Annotated in this window: 18 protein-coding genes; 6 read left to right on the forward strand and 12 right to left on the reverse strand. The window is 53.0% G+C overall.

The annotated features are described in order from the left end of the window. Positions 1-93: 93 nt before the first annotated feature. Together M4I31_RS00770 and M4I31_RS00775 are read left to right on the forward strand one after the other, a co-directional pair. The gene (locus tag M4I31_RS00770; protein WP_042311625.1) at positions 94-417 is read left to right on the forward strand and encodes a DUF3302 domain-containing protein; all 324 of its coding nucleotides are present in this window, start codon (positions 94-96) and stop codon (positions 415-417) included. Positions 418-422: 5 nt separating this feature from the next. Continuing rightward, positions 423-1,559: an HlyD family secretion protein gene (locus M4I31_RS00775; protein WP_042311628.1), complete on the forward strand. Its 1,137-nt coding sequence runs from the start codon at positions 423-425 to the stop codon at positions 1,557-1,559. Positions 1,560-1,575: 16 nt separating this feature from the next. On the opposite strand, the gene M4I31_RS00780 is transcribed toward M4I31_RS00775, so the two are convergent. Then, positions 1,576-2,526 carry a LysR family transcriptional regulator gene (locus tag M4I31_RS00780; protein ID WP_038635255.1) on the reverse strand — a complete coding sequence of 317 codons (951 nt, stop codon included), beginning with the start codon at positions 2,524-2,526 and terminating at the stop codon, positions 1,576-1,578. Between the two features lie 121 nt (positions 2,527-2,647). On the opposite strand from M4I31_RS00780, the gene M4I31_RS00785 reads away from it, so the two are divergent. Then, a complete protein-coding gene (locus M4I31_RS00785) occupies positions 2,648-3,388 on the forward strand; it encodes a MipA/OmpV family protein (RefSeq protein WP_038635252.1) in 741 nt (246 codons plus the stop codon). 87 nt (positions 3,389-3,475) lie between these two features. Here M4I31_RS00785 and M4I31_RS00790 read toward each other — a convergent pair whose 3' ends face one another. Then, entirely contained in the window at positions 3,476-5,431 is a 1,956-nt protein-coding gene (locus M4I31_RS00790; protein ID WP_085049090.1) for a glycoside hydrolase family 127 protein, read from the reverse strand. Between the two features lie 10 nt (positions 5,432-5,441). Then, the gene (locus M4I31_RS00795) at positions 5,442-6,842 is read right to left on the reverse strand and encodes an MFS transporter (RefSeq protein ID WP_085049089.1); all 1,401 of its coding nucleotides are present in this window, start codon (positions 6,840-6,842) and stop codon (positions 5,442-5,444) included. A 251-nt stretch (positions 6,843-7,093) separates the two neighbouring features. Between M4I31_RS00795 and M4I31_RS00800 the strand changes: the two genes are divergently transcribed. Beyond that, positions 7,094-7,909, forward strand: coding sequence for a helix-turn-helix domain-containing protein (locus M4I31_RS00800; RefSeq protein WP_038635243.1), 816 nt, complete (start codon positions 7,094-7,096; stop codon positions 7,907-7,909). A gap of 4 nt (positions 7,910-7,913) precedes the next feature. Here the strand turns inward: M4I31_RS00800 and araD are convergent, their stop codons facing one another. The 8 genes from araD to yiaK form a co-directional block, all read right to left on the reverse strand. Then, entirely contained in the window at positions 7,914-8,609 is a 696-nt protein-coding gene (araD, locus tag M4I31_RS00805) for an L-ribulose-5-phosphate 4-epimerase (RefSeq protein WP_085049088.1), read from the reverse strand. After that, positions 8,603-9,463: an L-ribulose-5-phosphate 3-epimerase gene (locus tag M4I31_RS00810; protein WP_085049087.1), complete on the reverse strand. Its 861-nt coding sequence runs from the start codon at positions 9,461-9,463 to the stop codon at positions 8,603-8,605. The genes araD and M4I31_RS00810 overlap by 7 nt, the downstream gene beginning before the upstream one ends. Beyond that, complete coding sequence (gene ulaD, locus M4I31_RS00815) at positions 9,456-10,118, reverse strand: 3-keto-L-gulonate-6-phosphate decarboxylase UlaD (protein WP_069323730.1); 663 nt, start codon at positions 10,116-10,118, stop codon at positions 9,456-9,458. The genes M4I31_RS00810 and ulaD overlap by 8 nt, the downstream gene beginning before the upstream one ends. After that, positions 10,118-11,620 carry an FGGY-family carbohydrate kinase gene (locus tag M4I31_RS00820; protein WP_085049086.1) on the reverse strand — a complete coding sequence of 501 codons (1,503 nt, stop codon included), beginning with the start codon at positions 11,618-11,620 and terminating at the stop codon, positions 10,118-10,120. The genes ulaD and M4I31_RS00820 overlap by 1 nt, the downstream gene beginning before the upstream one ends. Positions 11,621-11,720: 100 nt before the next feature. After that, entirely contained in the window at positions 11,721-13,040 is a 1,320-nt protein-coding gene (locus M4I31_RS00825) for an MFS transporter (protein WP_038635232.1), read from the reverse strand. 31 nt (positions 13,041-13,071) lie between these two features. After that, on the reverse strand, positions 13,072-14,004 hold the full coding sequence (locus M4I31_RS00830) for a DUF4862 family protein (RefSeq protein WP_085049085.1): 933 nt from the start codon (positions 14,002-14,004) through the stop codon (positions 13,072-13,074). 13 nt (positions 14,005-14,017) lie between these two features. Beyond that, positions 14,018-14,482: a YhcH/YjgK/YiaL family protein gene (locus M4I31_RS00835; RefSeq protein WP_085049084.1), complete on the reverse strand. Its 465-nt coding sequence runs from the start codon at positions 14,480-14,482 to the stop codon at positions 14,018-14,020. An 11-nt stretch (positions 14,483-14,493) separates the two neighbouring features. Next, entirely contained in the window at positions 14,494-15,492 is a 999-nt protein-coding gene (yiaK, locus tag M4I31_RS00840) for a 3-dehydro-L-gulonate 2-dehydrogenase (protein ID WP_085049083.1), read from the reverse strand. 217 nt (positions 15,493-15,709) lie between these two features. Between yiaK and yiaJ the strand changes: the two genes are divergently transcribed. Both yiaJ and M4I31_RS00850 read left to right on the forward strand, forming a co-directional pair. After that, positions 15,710-16,525, forward strand: coding sequence for an IclR family transcriptional regulator YiaJ (gene yiaJ / locus M4I31_RS00845; protein ID WP_038642923.1), 816 nt, complete (start codon positions 15,710-15,712; stop codon positions 16,523-16,525). A gap of 117 nt (positions 16,526-16,642) precedes the next feature. Continuing rightward, on the forward strand, positions 16,643-17,116 hold the full coding sequence (locus tag M4I31_RS00850; protein WP_038635221.1) for a 4Fe-4S dicluster domain-containing protein: 474 nt from the start codon (positions 16,643-16,645) through the stop codon (positions 17,114-17,116). 34 nt (positions 17,117-17,150) lie between these two features. On the opposite strand, the gene avtA is transcribed toward M4I31_RS00850, so the two are convergent. Continuing rightward, entirely contained in the window at positions 17,151-18,401 is a 1,251-nt protein-coding gene (gene avtA / locus M4I31_RS00855; RefSeq protein ID WP_085049082.1) for a valine--pyruvate transaminase, read from the reverse strand. Between the last annotated feature and the right edge of the window lie 164 nt (positions 18,402-18,565).

Genomic DNA, 18,565 nt, shown 5'->3' on the forward strand with positions numbered 1-18,565 from the left:
TTGCATCCAATCTGGTCATTCCACTACTATTATCAACTCTATTTTTTAAATAAATAGCAGCCAAGTTCTTTAATTTAAATCCCTGAGGCAAATATGTTCCTTGATTATTTTGCATTAGGAGTGCTTATTTTTGTATTCCTGGTCATTTTTTACGGGATTATTATTCTGCATGATATTCCCTATCTTATTGCAAAGAAACGTAACCATCCTCATGCCGATGCAATACATGTTGCGGGCTGGGTTAGCTTGTTTACCTTACATGTTATTTGGCCCTTTTTATGGATCTGGGCAACGCTTTATCGCCCGGAGCGCGGGTGGGGTATGCAGAGCGCGGATTCTTCCCTGATCCAGCTTCAGGCGCGGGTTGCCGACCTGGAAAAGAAACTGGGTGAGGTTAAGACCTCTCCGGCGGAGTAATATCGATGGATTTACTGATTGTTCTGACCTATGTGGCATGCGCATGGTCGATATTTAAAATTTTTAAAATTCCTGTAAATAAATGGACGGTACCCACTGCAGCATTGGGTGGTATTTTCATTGTTTGCGGGCTTATATTACTGATGAATTATAACCATCCGTATACCTTTAAGGCGCAAAAAGCGGTAATTTCTATTCCCGTCGTGCCGCAGGTCACGGGTGTTGTAACGGAAGTGACGGATAAGAAGAATACGCTGATCAAAAAAGGCGAAGTTCTGTTTAAACTTAATCCTGGACGTTATCAGGCGCGGGTTGATCGCCTGAAAGCCGATATTGTCACCGCTCAGCATAAAGAGCAGGCGCTGGTTGCGCAGCTAGACGAAATGAAAGCCAACACGCAGCGGGCAAAGGCCACGCGTGACAAGCTGGCAAAAGATTACCAGCGCTATGCGCAGGGGAGTCAGGCGAAGGTCAACCCTTTTTCTGAACGCGATATCGATGCGGCGCGCCAAAACTATCTGGCGCAGGAAGCATCGGTGAAATCGTCTATTGCGGAGCAACAGCAAATCCAGAGCCAGTTAGACAGCCTGGTACTGGGTGAAAATTCGCAAATTGCCAGCCTGAAGGCACAACTCGCCGAAGCGGAGTTTAACCTTGACCAGACCGTGGTTCGTGCGCCCAGCGATGGTTACGTTACGCAGGTGTTGATGCGCCCCGGAACCTATGCCGCCGCGCTGCCTATGCGTCCGGTGATGGTGTTTATCCCGGAACAGAAACGGCAAATTATCGCCCAGTTCCGTCAAAACTCACTGCTGCGACTGGAGCCAGGCGATGAAGCGGAAGTGGTGTTTAACGCCCTGCCGGGGAAGGTATTTAGCGGCAAACTGGCGGCTATCAGCCCGGCTGTACCGGGTGGTACATACCAGTCGAACGGGGCGTTGCAATCCTTAAACTCTACGCCCGGTTCAGAAGGGGTGATCGCCACGATTGAGCTGAACGACAATGCGGACGTGAGCGCGTTACCTGATGGGATTTACGCCCAGGTCGCCGTTTACTCTGATCACTTCGAACATGTGTCAATCATGCGCAAAGTCTTGTTGCGGATGACCAGCTGGGTGCATTACCTGTATCTCGACCACTAGGTGCAGGCTATTTAGCTTACTCAGACAGCTGTAGCGTCTGAGTAAGCTGCTGACGTATCTCCGCTAACATTGCGTCGAGAATAAACTGTACACGCCAGGGCTGGTATTCACGCTTGCGGAAAATCGCCACTAAATCCAGCCACCATTCGTGCTGTTCGGAGAAACAGGGAACCAACAATCCGGACTGAACGTCTTTTTGTATACTCGCATAAGGCGCAAAAACAATGCCCAGATGATTACGCGCCAGCGCCAGCGCGGATTGCGTATTGTCACAGACGTAGTTTCCGGTCACCCGATAATCATGCATTTCCTTGCCGCCCGCAGAGCTGAAGCGCCAGATATTGGCATCATCAATCATCATGGAGTCGATTAAAATACAGGAATGATTTTCCAGCTCATCAGGGCTGTTAATGGGATGCTGTTTGATATATTCAGGGCTGGCAAACGCCATCACTGCATATTTGGTAATAAAGCTGGCGACCAGTGATTCATCTTTGGGATGCGCATAGGTAATTAAAACGTCACAATCATCCGGGAAATCTACACCTTCATAAAATGCTTTCCGTTCAAGATTGCAGGTTTTCAGCGAGAGAGTAATACCACCGATATCCTGAATTTTTGCAATAACATGTTGCGATAAGTAAGCAATAATTCCGGTTGGTGCATATACCGTTACCTTGCCACGTTTTTCATGCTTATAATCAGCGATGAAACTATTTAGCTGATCGTTTCTGTCCAGCATGTCATTGATGTAAGGCAGCAGCGCTACACCAAAGGGCGTCAGGGTCAACTGGCGGGTGGTGCGATCAAAGACCTTTAGCCCAACTTTTGATTCAAAATCAGCAAGGTACTTGCTGACATTAGCCTGTGCGATGCCGAGAACCGTAGCGGCATGACTGATGTTTTCGCTGGCAGCAATTACCGAAATAATCTTCAGTTCCCGGTGTTTGAGTTGTAATTTGTTCATCGCCAAACCCAATATATATATGTTTGTATATATTACTATATAAATATGGAAGTTGCATCGATGAAATTGTAAGCATTATTATGCACCCGCTTTGTGGCTTATTTTAAAATGGAATGTTGGCATGTTAATTAAACGCAATATTGTGGCGCTGTTCGCCTTTTCTTTTATGGCGAGTGCAACTGCCGCAGAGTTTTCTATTGGCGGTGGCGCTGTATATAATGAATCTCCTTATCGTGGATATAATGATAATGTTCATGCAGTACCGCTTATCAGTTATGAAAGTGAATCATTTTATTTTAGGCAAACAACGTTAGGCTATATTCTTTCAAAAAGTGAAAGTAATGAATTTAGCATTACTGCTTCTTACATGCCGCTTGAGTTTGATCCCGGTGATAACGACGATCATGCGATGAAGCAGCTGGACAAGCGTGATGCAACCGCGATGGCGGGTGCCGCATGGTATCACCATGAAAAATGGGGCAGCGTGAAGGTCTCTGCCGCAGCGGATGTGCTGGATAACAGCAATGGCTGGGTGGCGGAAATGTCTATGTTCCGCCAAATGCCAATGGGCAAGCTGACGCTGACGCCGGCGATTGGCGTGCTCTACTATGACGAAAACTTCAACGAATATTACTACGGCATCTCTGGCAATGAATCCCGCCGTAGTGGGTTATCAAGCTACTCCCCAGGGGACAGCTGGACACCGTATGTTGGCCTGTCCGCTAAATACGCGTTGACCAGCAACCTGACGCTGCTGGCCAGCGCCAACTATAGTGTGCTGCCGGATGACATTAAAAATAGCCCGATGGTTGATCGCGATGACAGCTTTACCCTGATGTCCGGTCTGACTTGGCGTTTCTGATTCTCACCCGTTTGTCCTCAGGGAGGAGGGCAATCTTTTCATGATGCCTTGACGGATGGGGCTAACTGCCGCCATCCATCGTCATCATTACTGCTCGTTTATCCAGATTCGCATTTCGCCTTCACCACGGTTTGCCCAGCTAAACCACGGAATGAACGTCAGCGTATGCGCCTGACGCGAAGCTGGTGAAACATCGTAGTGCCACAACGCTTGTTGTGCCGCATTGCGGGCACTTTGCTTCACGCCTTCCGCCTGAATTAACATCTTATGGCTGAACAGTCCCTTACCCTCAAAGACCCTGAACTCACTCTCTTTTGGCAGCCACAAGTTATGCAACTCTTCGCCGTTGTCGGCCTGCTCCAGGCAATACACCAGCGGCCCACGCTGAATGGCGACCTTACCGGCAACATGGCGCACCAGTGGGTTTCCGTATACGCGACGCACGGGCATCGGCAGGGTCAGGCTTAGCGTATCCCCCTCCAGCCAGGTTCGGCTGATGTGCAAATAGCCTTTACGTATATCTTGTGCAACCGGTTGACCATTCAGCAAAATCTGCGGTGTGGTACACCAGTCCGGCAGGCGTAACGCCAGGGTATGATCGACCGGCAGCGGTGATTCAATGGCGATTGTTACCTGCTCATGCCACGGGTAATTTCCGTTAATGCGCAGTTTAAGCACACCGTCTGCCACAGGAACTTCCATGCTATTGCCCACATACATGTTGATATACAGTGCGTCCTGACGTGGCGTATAGATGTAATGGCCAATAGAAGTGAGTACGCGGGCGATATTGGGCGGGCAGCAGGCGCAGCCAAACCAGCGCTGGCGAACGGGCTTCACATGGTCGTAAATATGATTGAATTTTAACGACTTAGGATGCACCTCCAGCGGGTTAACGTAGAAGAAGTGCTTCCCGTCCAGCGCCATGCCGCCAAGCACCGTGTTATACAGGGCGCGCTCCATCACGTCGGCATACTGGCTGTCGGCTTCCATTTCCAGCATCCGGCGGGCGAACATCATCAGCCCGATTGAGGCGCAGCTTTCGGCGTATACGGAATCGTTGGGCAGATCGTAATCGCTGCTAAACGCCTCGCCGCTGCTTTGCGAGCCGATCCCGCCGGTGATATACAACTGACGCTGGGCCATATTGTTCCACAGACGCAAACAATCCTGACGCTTGCTTTCGTCCTGACTTAAGCGTGCCAGATGCGCCACGCCGGTCATCAGATAAACAAAACGGACGGCGTGACCGATAGCCGTTTGCTGCTCTGAAACAGGCTGGTGTGCCTGGCTATAGGGCTTATCCTTCACCATCCACGCCGGACCGTAGGTGTGCCAGTAAGACGTTTGGCCGCGTTTTTTGTACTCTTCGTCATAAAAATGAGGTTGCGCACCGCGTTGCTCAACAAAGTAATTTACCAGCGCCATATAGCGTGGTTGCTGAGTGACTTCGTACAAACGCATTAATGCCAGCTCGATTTCCGGGTGTCCGGGGTAGCCGCGCAGTTGATCTTCTCCCAGCCCAAAAACGCTGTCGATATGATCTGCCAGGCGGCACACCACCTCTAACAGACGACGTTTCCCCGTCGCCTGGTAGAAAGCGACGCCCGCTTCAATCAAATGACCCGCACAGTACAACTCATGACACTCAGCGAGGTTAGTCCAGCGTTCATCCGGCGCTTTGACCGTAAAATACGTATTGAGGTAGCCATCATCACACTGGGCGGCGGCGACCAGTTCAATAACCTCATCGGCAGTTTTCTCAAGCTCAGCATCGGGTTTCTGGCACAGCGACCAGGCGACGGCTTCCAGCCATTTCGCCACGTCGCTGTCCTGAAAAACCATCCCGTAAAACTCGCCTTCCTGAAGGCCTGCGGCGATGCGGAAATTCTCGATCGCATGGCTTGGCTCCGCTTCTGGAATGCGGTCATTGAGCGCATCCCACTGGTAGGGGATCACCACGTCACGCACAAGTTGCTGATATTGTCCGAGGAACGGATCGCTGACCGTGAGCTTATGCAGGTCGACTTCCAGTACGTTCATTTCGTGCTCCTTAAGGCTGTATATGACGCTGACGCAGATCGGTGGCAATGCGCGACATCATCGGGTTATTGAGTTTGCAGATGCGAACAGACAGCGCCAGCAGCAGGTGGAATAGTGCGGGCAGCAGCGTCTCCATGGCAGTAATCCCTTGCAGCGAGCTGGCGGTTTGATTACCGGCGCCGGGCTGATAGGCGACAAAGATAAACAACAGGCTGATGATCCCCGCGCTGGAGGCCCAGGCCAGTTTGATGAAGAACAGGTTGAAGGCGAAATTCATGCCGGAAGAGCGCACGCCGGTTTTCCACTCGCCGTAATCATCGGCGAAGGCCATCAGCGAGAAGTGCAGCGGTAGCGTGAAGCCCAGGATAATGCCGTTCCCGAGGATAACCGCCAGCCACAATGTCTGATAAGCCGGGCCGGTTGGCAAGAACCACATCAGCACCGCCAGCGCCGCCAACACCAGGTTGGTGTAGTAATAGAGTTTGACGGTATCGAACCGACGGGTCAGCGGGCTGACGAGCACTGAACCGATGATAGAGGCGAAGGTGACCATGGTGAAAAACAGCGATGTGTAAGCGGTGCTGCCTTCCAGCACATAGGTAATGAAGTACATGTACCCGCCGCCGCGAATATTAAAGACGTTGATCAGCAGGAACGACATCACCAGCATCAGCAGCAACTGGTCATTTTTGCGCAGGCCGCCAATATGTTCGCGCAGGGTAAATTTCCCCATCATCGCCAGCGGAACACGCTCACGCACCCAGAAGAAGCAGCACAGGAACATGACCACTGCAACGGCGCAGAGCACGCCGACACCGAACTGGTAACCCTGCGCGGCATTGCCCTGGCCCAGCACATCCACCATCCACGGCAGGCCGACGGAGACAAGAAAACCCGCCACGCCGCACAGCACAAAGCGCCAGGACTGGCAGGCGATCACCTCGTTGTGGCGGGTGGTCATGGTGTTAATCAGCGCACAGTACGGTACGTTGATGGCGGTATAGCCGACGGAGAGCAACAGATAGGTGCAGAATGCCCAGGCGATTTTTACGCCCATGCTGGCGTCTGGGACGGTAAATGTGAGCACGCCAATAATGCCAATAGGAACCGCGACCCATAGTTGCCAGGGGCGGAAGCGTCCCCAGCGGCTTTGCGTACGGTCGGCGAGAACGCCCATGATGGGGTCGGAAATCGCATCAAACACGCGCAGGGCAATAAACAATGTGCCGACCAGCGCGGGCGTTAGCCCGAAGACATCCGTGTAGAAGAACGTCAGGAAATTCATGATCAGGCAGGTAATGACCGTCCCGCCTGCATCGCCTAACCCATAACCTATTTTTTCACGCAGGGATAATTTGTCGTCTTGCGCACGCTGTGCCAAATCAGATGTCGTAATCGGAGCCGAAGTCATAAATAACTCCCGGAAGTGATATTCGGAAAGTATCCCGCTACGCCGCGGGTTATTTGGATGTAGTTTGCAAAATACATGATTAATTTTGCACGTTATGTTTGGGTCAACAAGGGAAGAGAAAAGTATAAAAAGATGACAATTCCGACTTCATTGGGAAAATGTGATTTCGATCCGGCGAAAAGCAATTTTATCGTGAATAATCAAAGGTAAAGACCGGTTTAATTAATAAAAAAGCGGGAATTTGAATATATATGCTCGAATTGTCCATGTCTCTGCCGATTAAAGTGCAAAACGGTGGGTTATTTATTTCACGCGGCATCGGTAGCCATCCTGCGCGGCAATTGCAATCCTGGGAAATAATCTTTGTTGAAAAAGGGACATTAACGATTCGCGAAGGCAGTAACATTTTTTCTGTTAGTGCCGGGGAAAGTCTGCTGCTGTGGCCGCATCGCTTACATATTGGCGTAGGACAATTTCCGCCCGATTTAAAATTTTACTGGCTGCACTTTGAGTTAACGACAGGAAACGATGCTTCATCAACACAACCGTTACTTGCGATTCCCCAGCATACCCGGGTGAGCGAGCCGCAATATATTATTTCACTGTTCCGCCAGTTCTTACACGAGCAGGAAAATATTCATCGCAGCATGGCGCTGGAACTGATCCTGCTGTTGATTTTGCAGCAAATATCCGCGGCCGCCAGCGAGCAACCTGTTGATCGCCCCGGGAATGCGCTGGCGTGGAAAGCGCAGCAAATGATTCACACTCAGTTCCACCTGCCGATTGGCGCTTCAACGCTGGCGAAAGAACTGCATTGCAATGCAGACTATCTGGGACGTGTTTTCCGTGGCGCTTTTCGGCTGACCCTCACCGAAGCGTTGCATCGGCAACGGGTGAGGGCGGCAGAAAAACTGTTAATCAGCGATTCGCTGTCGCTCACTGAAGTGGCGAGGAGATGTGGATTTAACGACGTGGGCTATTTTCGCAAAATCTTCCGCAAGCATACCAGCCTGACGCCCGCGGCCTGGAAACGGCGCTATTGCAAAGAACATATCAATAGCGCCTGACATGCTACTGTCCGTAATAGGCATTCGCGCCGTGTTTACGCAGATAGTGTTTATCCAGCAACTCAGGCTGCATATCCGGTAACTGTGGGGCCAACTGGCGTGAGAACAGCCCCATATAAGCGCACTCCTCTAGTACCACGGCGTTATGCACAGCATCCGCGGCGTTTTTACCCCAGGCGAACGGGCCGTGTGAATGCACCAGTACCGCCGGAACCTGCATCGGGTTCAGGTCCCGTTGCTCAAACGTTTTAATGATGACTTCGCCGGTCTGGTATTCATACTCACCGTTGATCTCTTCCTCGGTCATCAGTCGGGTGCATGGGATAGTGCCGTAAAAGTAATCGGCATGCGTGGTACCCCATGCAGGGAGATCAAGACCCGCTTGCGACCAGATTGTCGCGTGGCGTGAGTGCGTGTGCACAATGCCGCCGATCTCAGGGTAACGGCGATACAGCGCCAGATGGGTTGGCGTGTCAGACGAGGGTTTTTTACTGCCTTCAACCACGTCGCCGCTGGCGATATCCACCACCACCATATCGTCGGCGGTCATCACGTCATATTCCACGCCGGATGGCTTGATAACCATCAGTTTGCGTGTTTCATCCACTGCGCTGACGTTACCCCAGGTAAAGGTGACTAAACCATGTGCCGGCAGCGCCATATTCGCTGCCAACACCTCGGCTTTCAGTTGTTCTAACATGGGAAACCTCCTTCCTGCATACGGTCTTCTATCCAGCGTCGGGCCTGGATAATTTCCAGCACCGGTTCTTTTGCTTTTTCCGTCCACATTTCAATCAGAAACGATCCGCGATAGTTCAGCTCATGCAGCGTTTTGAAGATGCCCACAAAGTCCACGCATCCTTCGCCAAAGGGTACATCGCGAAACTGGCCCGGATGGGTTTCGGTTACCGGCAGCGTGTCCTTCAGATGGATCGCGGCGATACGGTCGATGCCCAACGTCAATTCAGCTTTGACGTCGTTACCCCAGGCGCTGAGGTTGCCCACGTCCGGGTAGACGGTGAACCACGGCGATGAGAGCATTTCATCCCACTTTTTCCACTTGCTGATCGAGTTCATAAATGCGGTATCCATGATTTCTACCGCCAGCATCACCTGCGCGGCGGCGGCTTGCTCAACTGCCCATGCCAGCCCCTCGGCAAAGCGCTGCTGTGTACCTTCGTCATGTTCTTCGTAATAGACGTCGTAACCGGCCAGTTGAATGGTACGAATACCTAAATCCCGGGCCAGGCGGATGGCTTTGGTCATGATGTCGCTTGCCCGGGCGCGGACGGCTTCATCGCGACTGCCAAAGGGAAAGCGGCGGTGGGCTGACAGGCACATGGAGGGAATGGCCACGCCGGTTTCCAGCATCGCGCTCACCAGCGATGCACGCTGGGCAGGAGTCCAGTCAAGGCGAGACAGACGTTCATCGGTTTCATCTACCGACATTTCAACGAAATCAAAACCGCAGCTTTTCGCCAGCACCAGCCGTTCCGGCCAGGTGAGGTCTTTCGCCAGCGCTTTTTCATAGATACCTAACGGATGGTTACGCATACTGTGCTCCCCAGATGGCGTCGATTTGCGCATGGAATTCGGCGGCCACCTGCGCCGGGTTTTGTGCTCCCGCCAGCGCGCGTCCGGCGATAAAGGCTTTGACGTTGATGTCGCGAAACAGCGGCAGGTCGGCGGGCGTAATACCACCGGTAATCGACAGCTCCAGACCAATATCGGAAAGCGCCTTCATCCGCGCCAGATCTACTTCCCCCCACTGTTGACCGCTGGCCTGCGCATCGCGTCCACGGTGATAAATCGCCTGGCGAACCCCGACGCGATACCAGTCGCGGGCATCATCCAGGGTCCAGTTGCCGAACAGTTCCATCTGAATTTCACCGCCGCAGGACTGTGCGACGCTATGACCTTTTTCTACGGTAGCCAGGGGCGCGGCGCAGATGATGGTCATCCAGTTGGCGCCTGCGCCAAACGCTTGCTGGGCGAGGGTTTCACCTGCGTCGGCCACCTTCCAGTCGGCGACGATAATTTTATTTGGGCACTGAGCGCGCAGCGCTTTCACCGCGCCCAGACCTTCGGTTAAACAGAGAATCGTGCCGGCCTCAACGATATCGACACTTTCCTGTAACAGAGCGACATCGCGTTGGGCCGCTTGCAGATTCGTGTGGTCAAGCGCCAGTTGCAGTAATGGTCGACTCATTATTCGTGCTCCTTAATACGGGCGTGATAGCCCTGCAGTGCGGTAATTAAATTCTGGTATTGGCGGTATTTGCGCTGATAGTTCGCATGCGCCGCGGCGTCCGGCAACAGGGTGCGTACCGGGTGCTGTAAGCTGCGCTGGGCATCGCTGAAATTGTGATAAACACCGGTGCCGACGCGGGCGGCGAGCGCTGCGCCAAAGCAGCCGGTCTCTTCAACCTGCGGCAGTTCGATCCGTAAACCGCTGACGTCCGCCAGCATTTGCATCCAGACGTTGGAGTGCGCCGGACCACCGGTAACGCGCAGGGTATGCGCCTGCGTAAAACGTTCGCGCATGCGGTTGAGATGGGTCATATGGCTGAAAACCACGCCTTCGTAGATGGCTTGCAATAAGTGGGCGCGAGTGTGTAAAGCCTGCATGCCATAAAAACCGCTGGTCATCTCCAGCCCGGCGTTACTGCCATACAAAAAAGGCAGGAACAAAAGATTGCTACTGGCTTTCGGCAAGCTGGCAACGGCCTGGTTGACCTCATCAAAAGAGAGTTCGCCCCATTGGGCGGTAAACCACTCCAGATTGCCGGAAGAGGTCGGGCTGGCTTCGTGAACGATGTACTGCCCGTCATTGACATAGCGGCCATAGACGTAAGGATGCGCTTCGTGGTCGCGCAGGCCGTGAGCGATCCCGCTGGTGACAGCCCAGGTCCCCATCACCGCGTTGAGGGTGTGTTCATCTTCGATCCCGGCGCAGAGTGCGGTGGAAACCACATCAAACAGACCGCCGACGACGGGTGTACCCGCCGCCAGACCGGTTATGGCAGCCGTTTGAGCGGTGATTTCCCCGCATATTTCTGCTGAACCGACAATGGGCGGTAGCGCATTGTCGACTTCACTGATGCCCAGCCACTGGGTCAGACGCGGGTCGTACTGACCTGTCGTCATGTTGTAGAGATTTGACTCGGAGATGTTGCTCTCTTCGCAGCCTTTCACGCCGGTTAAACACCAGCGCAGGTAGTCATGGCCCATCATGACGCAGCCGATTTGCGCGTAGCGTTGCGGTTCATTTTCTTTCACCCAGCGCAGGAGGGATGCGGGATGTCCGGTCCACAATGTCTGGCGGGTGATCGGGTAAAGCTGTGCGGGGATCCCATCCTGCTGCCAGCGCTGAACGATGTCCATCGCCCGTCGGTCGGAAGAGAGAATGGCATTGCCCAGCGGCTTATCCTGTTTATCAAGAAGGAACAGTCCCTTGCCCTGAGCGGAGATACCGACGCCTTTGATTTGTTCACCGGATACGCCGGTGCGTTTCAACAGCCCGGCAATGGTGGCGATACACTGTTGCCACAGTTGGCGCATATCGCGTTCGGCGTAACCCGGTAATGGCGATACGGTCTGCAACGATTGACGGTTAATTCCATGCTCATGACCTTTGGCATCATACAAACCGGCTTTCAGATACGTACCGCCACAATCGATCCCCAGCCAAAAGGTCTCTCTATCACTCATCTTTGTTATCTCATTTTTGCCGGATGGCGCTTTGCGTATCCGGCCTTGGGTATTTATTGGTTTTGTAGGCCCGGTGAGCGCAGCGCCCCCGGGCATTGTTTCAGGCTGTGCGTTTATGTGGATTCAGTGTCTTTAGCGGAGCTGCGCCCGCATCACATTTCGCCGGCAGCAGCAGCGCCATCAGCGCGGCCAGAGCCAGTGAGACGGCCAGGCAGTAAACGCCAGCATCTTTGCTGTACAGGGTGATAAGTACGCCGACCGCGTAAGGACCGCAGAAACCGCCAAGGTTCCCCAACGCATTGATGACCCCACGTGCGCCACCGGCCATTTCCGCGCTGAACAAACGCGCCGGAATAGTCCAGAACACCCCCGCGGCTGATTGCAGGAAGAATCCGCAGCCAACCAGCGCGGCATAAGCCAGCCAGACGTTATTTTTCAGCGCTACAGAGAGGAACATGCACAGGGCAAAGCCAATCAGCGGCAGGCAGACGAACAGCTTGCGTTTACCGGTCCGGTCAGAGAGGGAAGAGAACAGGAACATCCCGGCAATCGCGCCGACGTACGGCAGAATAGCGAGCATGCCAACTTGCCCCATGCTGCTGTGGGTCAACTCTTTGAGGATGGTCGGCAGCCACAGGGTGTAACCATAAATCCCGGTCTGATAGAAGAAGTTCAGGGCGATAAGCTGCCACATGGTTTTGTCGGACAACACCGCGCCCAGAGAGGCATTTTTGACCTCTGTTCCGGCAATCGCTTTTTGCTCGGCGGCCAGAGTTTCTACCAGGTAATTTTTCTCCGCCTCAGAGATCCAGCGCGCTTCCTGCGGACGGTCGTAAACGGTATAGGCCCACAGCACCAGAACGACGACGGAGAGTAAACCTTCAATGATGAACAGCCAGCGCCAGTCGAGTACGGTGATTATCCAGCCCGAGAGCGGGGCGGTAATGATCCCGGCAATAGGCACAAACATAATCACAATCGCATTGGCGCGACCGCGTTCGGCGTCGGGGAACCAGTTACTGATCATCGTCAGCACCACCGGCAGCATGCCGCCTTCGGCCACGCCGAGTAAGAAACGCAAAACCAGCAGTTGATACTGATTAGTGATCAATCCCGTCAGAACGGAAATAACCGCCCAGGCAACCAGCGACCAGCCGATAAATTTCTTGCCGCTGCCGTGTACGGCAATTTTTCCGCCGGGAACCTGTAAAAACAGATAACCGATGAAGAAAATTCCCCCGGCCAGACCGGCCATGGTGGCGGAAATACCTAATTCCTCATCCATACCGCCGGGCATCGCAAATGCGATATTAACGCGGTCCATATAAGAGATAATACAAGCGATCAGAATCGGGGGAATAATCCGCAGCCAGCGCTGACGGGGTATATCTTTGAGTGTAGGGCGAGAGGTCATGTTCATATTAATATTCTCGTAGAGTAGTATGTTATTTTTATAGTTTTGCTTTGTTTAATGCAGCGATGCCGTCGCGTAATATCGCTACGCGATGGTTCACATCTGCATTGGCATTTATTTCCAGCAATTTAATACCGGCAAATTGCAATAGATCGGTTCCTGCACAGGTGAATAATTCGCGGGCATGATCGGCGGTCAACAGGCTCTGCGGGCAGAAAGGAGCAAACGGCGCGTGTAGGTCCTGCCACTCGCCGTATTCTCCTGTAATCGTCGTGCCGGAGAACATCAGCGCGCCCAGTTTCCCGGCCCGTTGGACCTGTTGCGTGTGGGCCAGCGGTAGGGCGAGGTCCTGCCCTTCAATCGCCGATCGCGCCCAGTTAATACACACGCTGATGTCGTAACCGGCGATCGCGTCCAGTACGTTTTCTAACGGCAAAAATCCTTTGCGTGGCGCGGGGCCAGTCATAGCATCGCAATGTTCCAGCACCAGATCGCAGGACCAGTCCCAAAGGGTAATTTCCTGGAGCGAACGGGCAAACGCGTCGGTGGCCTGAGCGACATTGGGGTTGCTTGCCAGCGGAGCGGCATGCAGTTCAAGGGCGATTATTTTCCCGGCGCTAGCCGCATTAATACGGTTGATTTTCTGGTGCAGATGGCGGTAATACGCCACACAGGCCTGACGCTGCTCTTCGTCGCTGGAGGCCAGCCCAAAACCGCTATTGATGCCGCGACGGCGCATGGTCTCCATAATCGCTGTGACCACGATTTGCCACTCGCCTGGCGTATGGCGCAATAACCACTCGTCACCTAACGGATGCAGATGCTCAAGGCAGGGCTGCTCCAGTCCGCGAATATCCGGGGTATCTGAGAGTTGACGCCAGAATTCCTTCTCTTCCTCTTCACTCTTTTGGTGAAATGAGGGTGCACAAGGGTACGCACCGATAATATAACCGGTAGTGTTAGCTTTCATTTTTGTGCTCCTTTTATAAAACTGAAATAGCAACCTTCACGACTATTTTGCGGATCGGCGTGGCGACAGTTTTATGACATGCGGGGCGATGAACATCCTGCGGGAAAAATATGGTGTAACTTCCCGGAATCATTTCAATAAAAGATTCATGTTCACTGGCGTGATAAAAAATAATATCGCGCTGTGCTAATAACGATTCGCTGATTTCGTTATTTCCGGTATCAATGGCGATACCGATTTTTTCTTCACCCCAGGCTAAAAACTGAATATCCAGATAGCGACGATGTACTTCAGGGCGATTTTCGGCAGCGTCACGCGTGGTTAAATCGATAATCTGCGCGAAGATATTTTTACCCTCGATCTCCACCACGCCCGGCTCAAGTTTGCGGAAATCCGTGGTGCGCAGGAAGTCGAGCGCTCTTTCAATCGCCTCGGGCAAACGACACGGATTAGGCTGTGAGATATGTCCAAAGATCATGGGGTTGCTCCTTACAGCGTCTGAATTTTTGCCCAGACGCTGTCATCAACGGTGATGCCGTTACGGCGATTTTCTTCCAGTAGCTTTGTAAACTCGTGGCCAGGCAGACGAACAGGCGTGTTTTCATCAGCGCGTTCGGCGGTGGTGATGAAATCCATAATCCGCTGGAGTTTCGCATCGCGCGTGGCGCCATCGATCAACTTATCCACTTCAATGGCGATGAAAATCTGCGAAACGCCATATTCGTCGCTGTTATCCTGAGTGACCTCCGCAACAGAAGAGCCGTCAGAAAGCAGGGTGGCGATCATATCCAGCACAATCGACAGACCTGAACCTTTCCAGTAACCCATTGGCAGAATGCGACGATTTTTTTCGATAACGCCAGGCTCTTTGGTGAGATTACCTTCATCGTCAAAGCCACCGTCTACCGGCAGTTCGCGACCGGCCAGGCGATTCACTTCCAGCATGCCGTAGGAGAACATCGACATCGACATATCAACCATGGTGATTGGCGTGGAGGGGATCGCGACAATCAGCGGGTTAGTACCAATGCGGCACTCCTTCGAACCCCACGGCGGCATGACGGCAATTGAGTTGGTCCAGCAGATACCAATGTAACCTTTCTCCGCGGCCTGCCAGCCATAGCTGCCGCCGCGCATCCAGTGGTTGGCGTTACGCAGCGCCACCAGACCAATACCGTGATCGGAGGCCAGTTCAATGGCTCGGTCCATCATCTTTTTCGCCGTCAGATTGCCGATCGAACGCCGGGCATCCCATTGCTCAATCGCCCCCAGGCTGGTGATGCGCTGTGGTTTGGCTTCAGGAACGATGTCGCCGTTATCCAGTTGCTGAATGAAGCGGGGAAAACGGTTGACGCCATGCGAATAGACGCCGGATTCGGTGGTGCGGGCGAACATTTCTGCACAGGCATCTGCGGTTTCAGCGGCGATACCGCGTGCCAGCAGTACCCGATTGAACGCATCTTTTAACTGTTCAAAGGTGACTTTCATTCCTGTTTCCTTGTTTAAATTTGATCGCTTTTTTATCTCTAAATTTCACTATGCGAAATCTGATTTCAAATATAGCGATCAAAATTTAACAGATCAACGGGGTGGCCTGTTTTTTAAAATCTGCAAAATCAAACAGTTGTGTTTTTTCGGTTCAGATCGTGAACTGAAACACACTTTGCGCTACCATCAGAGCGCGACGAAAAGGGGAGCGGAAAAAATGGGCACAAAAGAGAGTGAAATGACGCAAGACAAAGAGAGGCCAGCCGGAAGTCAGAGCCTGTTCCGTGGTTTGATGTTGATTGAGATCCTGAGCAACTATCCGAATGGGTGCCCGCTGGCCCACCTGTCTGAACTGGCGGGGCTGAACAAAAGTACCGTGCATCGACTCTTGCAAGGATTGCAATCCTGCGGCTATGTCACACCCGCACCCGCTGCGGGCAGCTATCGGCTGACCACTAAATTTATCGCCGTTGGGCAGAAGGCGCTGTCGTCACTGAATATCATCCATGTCGCCGCGCCGCACCTTGAAGCGCTGAATATTGCCACCGGCGAAACCATCAACTTCTCCAGCCGTGAAGATGACCACGCTATTTTGATCTATAAGCTCGAGCCGACGACGGGCATGCTGCGTACCCGCGCCTATATCGGCCAGCATATGCCGCTGTACTGCTCCGCGATGGGCAAAATCTATATGGCGTTTGGGCATGCGGATTACGTGGCGTCCTACTGGGAGAGCCATCAGGATCTGATTCAGCCGCTGACCCGCAATACCATCACTGGTTTACCGGCGATGTACGATGAACTGGCGCAAATCCGCGAAAGCAGTATGGCGATGGATCGGGAAGAGAACGAGCTGGGGGTTTCCTGTATTGCCGTGCCGGTGTTTGATATTCACGGTCGGGTGCCATATTCGGTGTCGATTTCACTTTCTACCTCGCGTCTGAAGCAGGTAGGGGAAAAGAATTTACTCAAGCCGCTACGCGAAACCGCTCAGGCAATTTCCAATGAGCTGGGCTTTACCGTTCGCGATTAGGCGCGTGCCCGGCGTCGTTCAGTCACCTGACAAAATTTAACCGTTTCCCCTGTCCGATCAAGGCAGCAGGGAGTCTCTCTCTGGCAATCTGTGGTTTTCACTCTGACGGAGGGGGCAATGAACGAGTTTATTATGGCGGATGCGGCAAAATGTATTGGGTGTCGTACCTGCGAAGTTGCCTGCGTTGTCGCACATCAGGAAAATCAGGATTGCGCATCGGTCTCCTCCGGGGCATTTATCCCGCGGATTCGGGTGATTAAAGACGACGCCTTTACGACGGCAGTTGCCTGTCATCAGTGCGAAGATGCTCCCTGCGCTAACGTGTGCCCAACCCACGCAATTCGTCGTGAACATGGACATATCTTCGTTGAACAGGCGCAGTGTATTGGCTGTAAAAGCTGCATGATCGCGTGTCCGTTTGGGGCGATGAACGTTGTCGCACGAACGTCACGGGCGCAGGCGATAAAATGTGATTTGTGCTGGCATCGCGAGACGGGACCTGCATGTGTAGAAGCCTGCCCGACCAGTGCCTTGCAGTGTATTGATGCTGTCAGTATGCAGCGACAGCGTCTGCGTTCGCTGCCGCTGTGAAGCGACCCGACCCGCGCTCGGGTCGGGATTTGCGTTAGCCTTCCAGCCAGGCGCGCTCGATCTCTTCCGCCAGAATCTTCACGCCAGCCTCGATTTTCTCCGGCTCCGGAACGTAATTCATGCGCATGCACTGATGGGTATGCGGCCAGGGTTTATCCAGCCCCGGGAAGAAGTAATCACCGGGAACCATCAGTACGCCGCGCGCTTTCAGGCGCTGATACAGCAGCTCGGTGGTGATCGGCAAATCTTTAAACCATAACCACAGGAAAATCGCCCCTTCTGGTTTGTGAATGAGGCAGCGATCTTCAGATAAATAGCGACGAATGATCGCAATAGTCTGCTGAACGCGCTGGTAATAAAACGGTTTGATCACCGTCTCAGAAAGGCGCAGAAGATCGTTACGTTTAATCATTTCGCACATCATCGCCGGTCCCATTCCGCCGGGCGCAAGGCTGATAATGCCGTTCATATTGGTGATGGCGGTGATGATTTTTTCATTGGCGATAATGATGCCGCAGCGGGAGCCTGGCAGACCCAGCTTAGAAAGGCTCATGCACAGCACAATGTTGGGGTTCCACAGCGGCCGTGCTTCGCTAAAAATGATGCCAGGGAACGGCACGCCATACGCGTTATCGATCACCAACGGGATGCCGTGCTGGTTGGCCAGCCGATCCAGCTTCATCAGCTCTTCGTCGGTGATCACGTTGCCTGTCGGGTTAGTCGGGCGCGACACGCAGATCATCCCCGTTTCTTCACCGATGTGCAGATGTTCAAAATCAACGTGATACTTAAACTGGCCTTCTGGTAACAGCTCGATGTTTGGGCGCGCAGAGACAAAGAGTTCTTCTTCCAGCCCGGAATCGGCATAGCCAATATATTCCGGCGCTAATGGGAACAACACTTTTTGCGTTGTTCCGTCGGCGCGGCGTCCGGCGAAGAGATTGAATAAGTAGAAAAATGCGCTCTGACTGCCATTTGTCAGTGCAATATTTTGTGGCTCGATATCCCAACCCTGCTTCTCACGTAGCAGTTTCGCCAGTTCGGCCAGTAGCTCGGTTTTACCTTGTGGACCGTCATAATTGCAAAGCGCATCAGCGGCTTTGCCGTTTTCCAGCATATCTGCCAGCAGAGACTGAAAGTAATTTTTCATCTCTGGAATTTGCGCCGGATTACCGCCGCCGAGCATGATGGCGCCTGGTGTGCGTAAGCCATCGTTGAGGTCCTCCATCAGGCGTGTGATGCCTGAATGGCGGGTAAATTTGTCGCCAAAAAGTGAGAATGTCATAGCAGGTGGTCTGTCGAGCTGAGTAGTAAAGTGGCTAACCATAGCGCTACCTATGGCGGGGTGCAAATCAGGGGCATCAGGCTGGATTGATGTTTTGTGCTGCAAATTTTTGTCGAGCTGGTGTTTTATCGTGAATTTGGCTTCTCGCATCAGCGAGTACGAGA

It is taken from the genome of Citrobacter sp. XT1-2-2 (genome assembly GCF_023516235.1).
GTDB lineage: Bacteria > Pseudomonadota > Gammaproteobacteria > Enterobacterales > Enterobacteriaceae > Citrobacter > Citrobacter werkmanii.

What these genes read in the sequence shown, in the direction of transcription:
- M4I31_RS00830 (WP_085049085.1), bottom strand. Translation starts at nt 14,004, where the DNA reads ATGAAAGCTAACACTACCGGTTATATTATCGGTGCGTACCCTTGTGCA.
- araD (WP_085049088.1), bottom strand. Translation starts at nt 8,609, where the DNA reads ATGTTAGAACAACTGAAAGCCGAGGTGTTGGCAGCGAATATGGCGCTG.
- M4I31_RS00790 (WP_085049090.1), bottom strand. Translation starts at nt 5,431, where the DNA reads ATGAACGTACTGGAAGTCGACCTGCATAAGCTCACGGTCAGCGATCCG.
- M4I31_RS00820 (WP_085049086.1), bottom strand. Translation starts at nt 11,620, where the DNA reads ATGAGTGATAGAGAGACCTTTTGGCTGGGGATCGATTGTGGCGGTACG.
- M4I31_RS00825 (WP_038635232.1), bottom strand. Translation starts at nt 13,040, where the DNA reads ATGAACATGACCTCTCGCCCTACACTCAAAGATATACCCCGTCAGCGC.
- M4I31_RS00785 (WP_038635252.1), top strand. Translation starts at nt 2,648, where the DNA reads ATGTTAATTAAACGCAATATTGTGGCGCTGTTCGCCTTTTCTTTTATG.
- M4I31_RS00835 (WP_085049084.1), bottom strand. Translation starts at nt 14,482, where the DNA reads ATGATCTTTGGACATATCTCACAGCCTAATCCGTGTCGTTTGCCCGAG.
- M4I31_RS00850 (WP_038635221.1), top strand. Translation starts at nt 16,643, where the DNA reads ATGAACGAGTTTATTATGGCGGATGCGGCAAAATGTATTGGGTGTCGT.
- M4I31_RS00810 (WP_085049087.1), bottom strand. Translation starts at nt 9,463, where the DNA reads ATGCGTAACCATCCGTTAGGTATCTATGAAAAAGCGCTGGCGAAAGAC.
- yiaK (WP_085049083.1), bottom strand. Translation starts at nt 15,492, where the DNA reads ATGAAAGTCACCTTTGAACAGTTAAAAGATGCGTTCAATCGGGTACTG.
- M4I31_RS00770 (WP_042311625.1), top strand. Translation starts at nt 94, where the DNA reads ATGTTCCTTGATTATTTTGCATTAGGAGTGCTTATTTTTGTATTCCTG.
- M4I31_RS00780 (WP_038635255.1), bottom strand. Translation starts at nt 2,526, where the DNA reads ATGAACAAATTACAACTCAAACACCGGGAACTGAAGATTATTTCGGTA.
- M4I31_RS00775 (WP_042311628.1), top strand. Translation starts at nt 423, where the DNA reads ATGGATTTACTGATTGTTCTGACCTATGTGGCATGCGCATGGTCGATA.
- avtA (WP_085049082.1), bottom strand. Translation starts at nt 18,401, where the DNA reads ATGACATTCTCACTTTTTGGCGACAAATTTACCCGCCATTCAGGCATC.
- ulaD (WP_069323730.1), bottom strand. Translation starts at nt 10,118, where the DNA reads ATGAGTCGACCATTACTGCAACTGGCGCTTGACCACACGAATCTGCAA.
- M4I31_RS00795 (WP_085049089.1), bottom strand. Translation starts at nt 6,842, where the DNA reads ATGACTTCGGCTCCGATTACGACATCTGATTTGGCACAGCGTGCGCAA.
- M4I31_RS00800 (WP_038635243.1), top strand. Translation starts at nt 7,094, where the DNA reads ATGCTCGAATTGTCCATGTCTCTGCCGATTAAAGTGCAAAACGGTGGG.
- yiaJ (WP_038642923.1), top strand. Translation starts at nt 15,710, where the DNA reads ATGGGCACAAAAGAGAGTGAAATGACGCAAGACAAAGAGAGGCCAGCC.